The organism is uncultured Agitococcus sp., from assembly GCF_937920075.1.
In the GTDB taxonomy this organism is placed as follows: Bacteria; Pseudomonadota; Gammaproteobacteria; order Pseudomonadales; family Moraxellaceae; genus Agitococcus.
The window spans coordinates 1-5,841 of sequence record NZ_CALETI010000192.1; the positions used below are offsets into that span (position 1 = coordinate 1).

Consider the following 5,841-nt stretch of genomic DNA (forward strand, 5'->3'; position numbering starts at 1 on the left):
GATCTACACAGGCGAAGACACTCTTTCCCTACACGACGCTCTTCCGATCTAATATCTTGGTATTGGCTGCCTAAAAAGTTATTGGTTAAATCGCCTAAATAACCTGCACCCACACTTTCGATAATGCCCAACAAAATACCGCCAATCACTGCCCCTGCAATATTACCAATGCCACCCAATACCGCGGCACAGAAGGCTTTTAGACCCAATAAAAAGCCCATGTAGGCATGGGCTTGTCCGTAGTTTGCAGCAACCATAATACCCGCCACCGCACCTAAGCAAGAACCTAAAATAAAGGTCATGGCAATCACTTGGTTGACATTAACGCCCATCAACGAAGCAACTTGTGGACTTTGAGCAGTGGCACGCATTGCACGACCCAATTTGGTTTTTTGCACCAATAACCACAAAGCACCCATCATCAAGGTTGCTAAAACAATAATGCTAATTTGTAATGAGGTAATTGATGCCCCAAACACTTGATGTGGCGCATTTTCAAAAATGGCAGGGAACGGCACATATTGTCTGCCCCAAATAATCATTGCCATATTTTGCAACACGATAGATACGCCAATTGCGGTAATTAAAGGTGCTAAACGTGGAGCATTGCGCAAAGGTCGATACGCAATACGCTCAATGCTATAACCTAAAGCAGCACACACAGGAATGGCCATTAACACGCTGGCAAACACTAATAATAGCGGCGAGGTGTCACCTGCATGGCCTAATAATAAATTGAGGCAGGTAATACATACCATTGCACCAATCATGACAATTTCGCCATGCGCAAAGTTAATCAAGCCCAAAATACCATAGACCATGGTATAACCAAGCGCGATTAACGCATAAATACTGCCTAAGATCAGGCCATTAATTAATTGTTGGGCTAAGATATCCACAAAATTTACTCGGCTAAAATACCTGCAAACACTAAAAACAATTCTTCGAGATGACTTGGCACTGCAAACACATCAATATCTTTACTGACGATTTTATTGACTCTGTCTAAACAACAAAATCGCCAAACATCACCCAAAGTCACTGCACCATATAAAAAGTCTGAGGGAGGAGCAAGATGATCCATTGCTATTAATTCAATCGCTAGCTGACTAAAGCCTTTATCTAAATCAGCATTTTTAGCTTCAATCACTAATAATTTTTTTTTCGCTGTTAATAAATAGTCAATACTGCCTCTTAGCTTATCATTAACATTAACGGCATATTCAACTTCGATATTAAATTCAATATACTCCAGCATTTCTAACAAAATAGGACTAATAAAAAACTCACGTTTTGCCATTTCTGAGTTAAGCGAAATATGCGGTAATTTGTTATAAAATGCTTGGCGCAACTTACTGACATCTAAATTGGCGATTTGCTTTTTAGGTAAGATTAATTTTTCTAATTTAAACGTATAACCAAACTCTGCCACAATCTCTTTGGTAGAGTAATTTAGATTAAAATAATCAGAAAAGGTATAACTTTTATCAGCTTGTAAGATATAAGACATTTTCTGTTCTCGAATTAATTTCTAAAGTATAAATTCAATCGCCTACCAAGCAAAGTTGGAGTGGTTTCGACTCCGCTCAACCACCACGATTTTTGTAAACCACTACGAGGCTGTTTCCTGAGCGGAGTCGAAGGGTAAATAAATCGCTTAAACCTTTTGCACATAATTAATAATCACCGCAGCAGCACTTTCATCAAAAATATCAGCCATTTGTGCCAAACTGGTTGGTGGTAATTCTTCAACAATATAACGCGCATTCTCAAAAATAGAATTTTGCAGACTCAACGCATCATTAATTTCAGCGGTTAAAGTTAGACTTTTGGTAATCACTTTATTATCAAAAGAATAATTATCTTTATCGGTAACGGTATATTCTAAAAATAATTGTCCTTCTTTGTGCAGTAATTTGGCACTGACTAAATCACGACGTAACAATAAGCCATAACGTTCTTTTAAATTGGCTAAAATCTCTAAAGAATGAGAACGAAAAGTATCAAATAACGGTTTCATGGTTTTTCTCTTTTTTATAAACACATCGTAGGGGCAACCCTTGTGGTTGCCCTTAACTGGATAACCACAAGGGTTATCCCTACACAGATATAATCACAACAGTATTATTGACCAGTCACTGTTTTGACCACTTGCCATTCACCTTTGGCCACACGATAGACGGTAATTGAACCGCCTTGTAAATCGCCTTTGTCGTCAAACTTAATATTGGCCGTCACCCCGTTATAATTGGTTTTGGCCATTTCGGGTAAATACTTGGCTGGCTCAGTAGAATTTGCACGTTGCATGGCTTCGGCCATAACCATCATCGCATCATAACAATACGGTGCGTACAACTGGATTTTGCCGTATTTGCCTTCAAACTTTTGTTTAAAGTCTGCTCCATGTGGCATTTGCTCTAACGGCACACCGGGTAAAGAAGCGGTTACACCTTCGGCAGCAGCACCTGCCAACTTCATAAATTCGGCGGTATGAATACCATCACCACCCAAGAATTGTGCTTTTAAGCCCAGGGTTTGCATTTGTTTTACCATTGGCGCGCCTTGACCATCCATACCACCATAAAACACTAAATCAGGTGCAACGCCCTTAATTTTGGTTAAGATCGCGGTAAAGTCAGAAGCTTTGTCGTTGGTAAATTCGTGAACGACAATATTACCACCAGCAGCTTTAGCAGCTTTTTCAAACTCATCAGCTAAACCTTGGCCATAAGCAGTACGGTCATCAATAATGGCGATTTTTTTGGCTGCCATATCTTTAACCGCAAACTCACCTAATACCTTACCCTGTTGTACATCATTGGCCATGACGCGGTACGCGCCTTTATAACCTTGTTGGGTGTATTTTGGATTGGTTGCGGATGGCGAAATTTGCACTAAACCAGCATCGTTATAAATGCGTGAAGAAGGAATCGTTGTGCCAGAGTTTAAGTGACCAATAATGCCACTGACTTTGTCATCAACAAATTTTTGCGCTACGGTAGTAGCAATACGCGGATCGGCTTGGTCGTCTTCGGACTCTAACTCAAACTGAACTTTTTGGCCGCCGATGGTCACACCTTTAGCATTTAATTCTTCAATGGCCATACGCACGCCATTTTCGTTATCTTTACCCAAATGTGCTTGTGGGCCTGTTAAGGGTGAAGCATGACCAATTTTTACTACCATCCCGCCATTACTGCTTGCTGTGGTGGTTGCTGCGTCTGTTTTAGGCGCATCTTCTTTTTTGCCACAACCTGTGACTGCTACGGCAGCCGCCAACAAACTCATACCAAATAATTTATTCACCTTGCGTCTCTCCTTTGGTTATTTTGGGATTGATGGGTCAATTCTAGCAAGGTTCTTGCCAAGATGGATAATTTGTTGAACTACAAATGCGCTAAATTACGTTAAAATGAATTATGACTTACGCATTTCACCGAAATGCTTGAGTTGAGCGAAGATACCGTCTCTCTGGTCAAGCAATTTTATGAGGTTTTTGGTAAAAAATCTGTTTGATAAGGCGTTTGGTTCTTCCAAACGCCAAAGCATAAGTGAACCAATTTACGGATGGCATATCATCAAAAATCTGGCGAATTGTACTCATAATCAAAGCACCTTAGTTGCAAACGATTGACCAACGACAGACAACACCAACTCATCACCACGTTGTAAGGCAGCAACACCTTCAGGCGTGCCAGTCAACACAATATCACCTGCTTGCAAGGTAAAAATTTGGCTAATATAAGCAATTAACTCATACACAGGTGTAATCATGTCTTGAGTAAAACCATGCTGACGGCTTTGACCATTCACCGTTAAGCTAAACTCTGTTTGGCTAATATCCTTAAACTGCTCAGGCTTGATAAATGGTGATAATGGACACGCACCATCAAAGGCTTTGGCAACTTCCCACGGATAACCTTGCTTTTTAAGCTGATTTTGTAAATCGCGCAAGGTTAAATCTAAGGCTAAACCATAGCCAGCAATCGCTTGAGGCACATCATCAACACTGATTTTGCTAATCGTTTGGCCAATCAATACTGCAATTTCGGTTTCGTGATGACAAGAGCCACGGTCTTGAGGAATCGCAAAAGCAGGCATCAGTGGTACAATGGCCGTACTTGGTTTTAAAAATAAAATGGGTGCTTCTGGCACAGCATTACCCAATTCTTTGGCATGAGCGGCATAATTTCTGCCCACACAGACGGCTTTGCCAACAGGTAAATTTATCTTTTCGCCATTTAACCACTGATGTTGATAGGTCATTATTTAAGAGCCTCTTGAATTAAAAAGAAACGGTCTGAACCAAAAAACATCTCATCACCCAAAAAGAAAGTCGGTGCGCCAAATGCGCCGCGAGCGACCACCTCTTCGGTATTGGCTTTTAAGGCATTTTTTACACCGTCTTCTTGGGTTTTTGCCACTAACTCTGCGCCAACTAATTGGCTTAATAACTCAACATTGGTGACATCCAAACCTTGTCCCCAATAAGCCTCATATAATTTATGAGTTAATGCTGGACGCTCGGCATCACTGGCAGCACATAATACGCGTTGTATGGTCACAGTATTAGCAGGAAAATTGGCAGGAATTTTTAAAGGAATTTGATAATAAGCTGATAAGCGTTGTAAGTCTTTGAACATATACGGCATTTTGGCAGGTACAGTAAAGGCTGGCCCTGAGTTGCCTGTGGCTTTAAATACACCACCTAATAACACAGGCTTCCAAATAACTTCTGCTTTGCCCTCAAATTGGCCTAATTGTGTGGCAGCAATATAGCTATAAGGACTGACAATATCGTAAAAAAATTCGAGCTTTTTCATGGGGGGTCTCTTTGTTTTACAAGTTTAATGTACTTTCTAAAGTTATTTTAAATTCGTTTTCATGGTTATAATTGTAGAACGGCACGGCTGTTATTAAATAAGTGTCCGTGTGGATTTTAATAGTCTTTTGTTCCGTTCTGATTTCTTTCAAAAAGTCTTCTTTCCACTTGTCGTGTCCTTTTAAATGTTCTCCTTTAGGCTCAATGAAAACCTGAAAAGTCATTTGTTCTCCATCACGTTGCTTGCAGAACAATAAAAAGTCAGGCTCAAATGCTCGTCCGAGTTTGTCGAAGATTTTAATTTCTCTTTCGTTTCTGATTAGGTAAATGTTTTCAAACTTTTGACTCAGTCCTTCAAATCGTCTTGAAAATAGTTCTACAAATTTCTTTTCTTCACTTGTTCCGTAGTTGGCGTTGTAAACATACCAAGGCTCGTTGGCTACCAATGATTCTTGTCCATCTGCTCGTTCGCTGTCTTTGTAAACTTTGATTTCTTTGTCTTTGAAAACTTTGTGAATTGGTTCTTTGATATAGTCTGAACCTTCATATTCTGTCGAGTTGCTCTTTATGTCCGCTTCAATGGTTTGTAAAAGTCCGTTTAAGGCTTGTAAAAAATCGAAATGGCTAATTTCTTTTAGTCGGTTAGCTGTTCCGTTGAAGGTGATTTCTAATCCTGCTAAAAAGTCTGTGCTGTCAATGAAATTGGAAAGTGAACCAACACTTGGAAAGTAGTGTGATAAACTGTCGAAATAAAAAAACGGATTTTGACTTAATGCAAAACGAATTGTGTTTTTTGGAATATCAGTGAGCTTAACATCTTTGGTTTTTATAGCTTCTGTTTCTGAAGTTTCTGCTTCGGCAAAAGCCCCCGACATTCTGCCCACTCCTGAAGATAAAGTATGCCGATAGTTGGTTTTCTTAACTCCTAAATCGGCAAACGATTTTATATTGTCAAAACTCTTTGGAATTTTCTTGTTGAAGAATACGTGCCCATCTCGATAAAAGTCCGTCCCCTTAAA

General features: G+C 39.9%; 5 protein-coding genes and 1 pseudogene. All 6 read right to left on the reverse strand.

Features of this window, described 5'->3' with window-relative positions; all coding sequences use genetic code 11:
- Positions 1 to 904: 904 nt before the first annotated feature.
- Complete coding sequence (locus Q0212_RS07205; protein ID WP_297924009.1) at positions 905 to 1,510, reverse strand: hypothetical protein; 606 nt, start codon at positions 1,508 to 1,510, stop codon at positions 905 to 907.
- Positions 1,511 to 1,657: 147 nt separating this feature from the next.
- Positions 1,658 to 2,020, reverse strand: a complete 363-nt coding sequence (locus tag Q0212_RS07210; RefSeq protein ID WP_297924011.1) for a hypothetical protein — start codon at positions 2,018 to 2,020, stop codon at positions 1,658 to 1,660.
- A gap of 104 nt (positions 2,021 to 2,124) precedes the next feature.
- Positions 2,125 to 3,306 (reverse strand): branched-chain amino acid ABC transporter substrate-binding protein, encoded by a 1,182-nt coding sequence (locus Q0212_RS07215; RefSeq protein WP_297924013.1) that lies wholly within the window; start codon positions 3,304 to 3,306, stop codon positions 2,125 to 2,127.
- A gap of 300 nt (positions 3,307 to 3,606) precedes the next feature.
- Positions 3,607 to 4,266 carry a fumarylacetoacetate hydrolase family protein gene (locus Q0212_RS07220; protein WP_297924015.1) on the reverse strand — a complete coding sequence of 220 codons (660 nt, stop codon included), beginning with the start codon at positions 4,264 to 4,266 and terminating at the stop codon, positions 3,607 to 3,609.
- Entirely contained in the window at positions 4,266 to 4,823 is a 558-nt protein-coding gene (locus Q0212_RS07225) for a 2-hydroxychromene-2-carboxylate isomerase (protein WP_297924017.1), read from the reverse strand. The genes Q0212_RS07220 and Q0212_RS07225 overlap by 1 nt, the downstream gene beginning before the upstream one ends.
- 16 nt (positions 4,824 to 4,839) lie before the next feature.
- A pseudogene (locus tag Q0212_RS07230) lies at positions 4,840 to 5,841 on the reverse strand (hypothetical protein); the annotation flags it as partial.

Bases quoted from the DNA above. Each gene is read 5' to 3' on its own strand.
- Q0212_RS07205 (WP_297924009.1), bottom strand. From the start codon at position 1,510: ATGTCTTATATCTTACAAGCTGATAAAAGTTATACCTTTTCTGATTAT.
- Q0212_RS07210 (WP_297924011.1), bottom strand. From the start codon at position 2,020: ATGAAACCGTTATTTGATACTTTTCGTTCTCATTCTTTAGAGATTTTA.
- Q0212_RS07220 (WP_297924015.1), bottom strand. From the start codon at position 4,266: ATGACCTATCAACATCAGTGGTTAAATGGCGAAAAGATAAATTTACCT.
- Q0212_RS07225 (WP_297924017.1), bottom strand. From the start codon at position 4,823: ATGAAAAAGCTCGAATTTTTTTACGATATTGTCAGTCCTTATAGCTAT.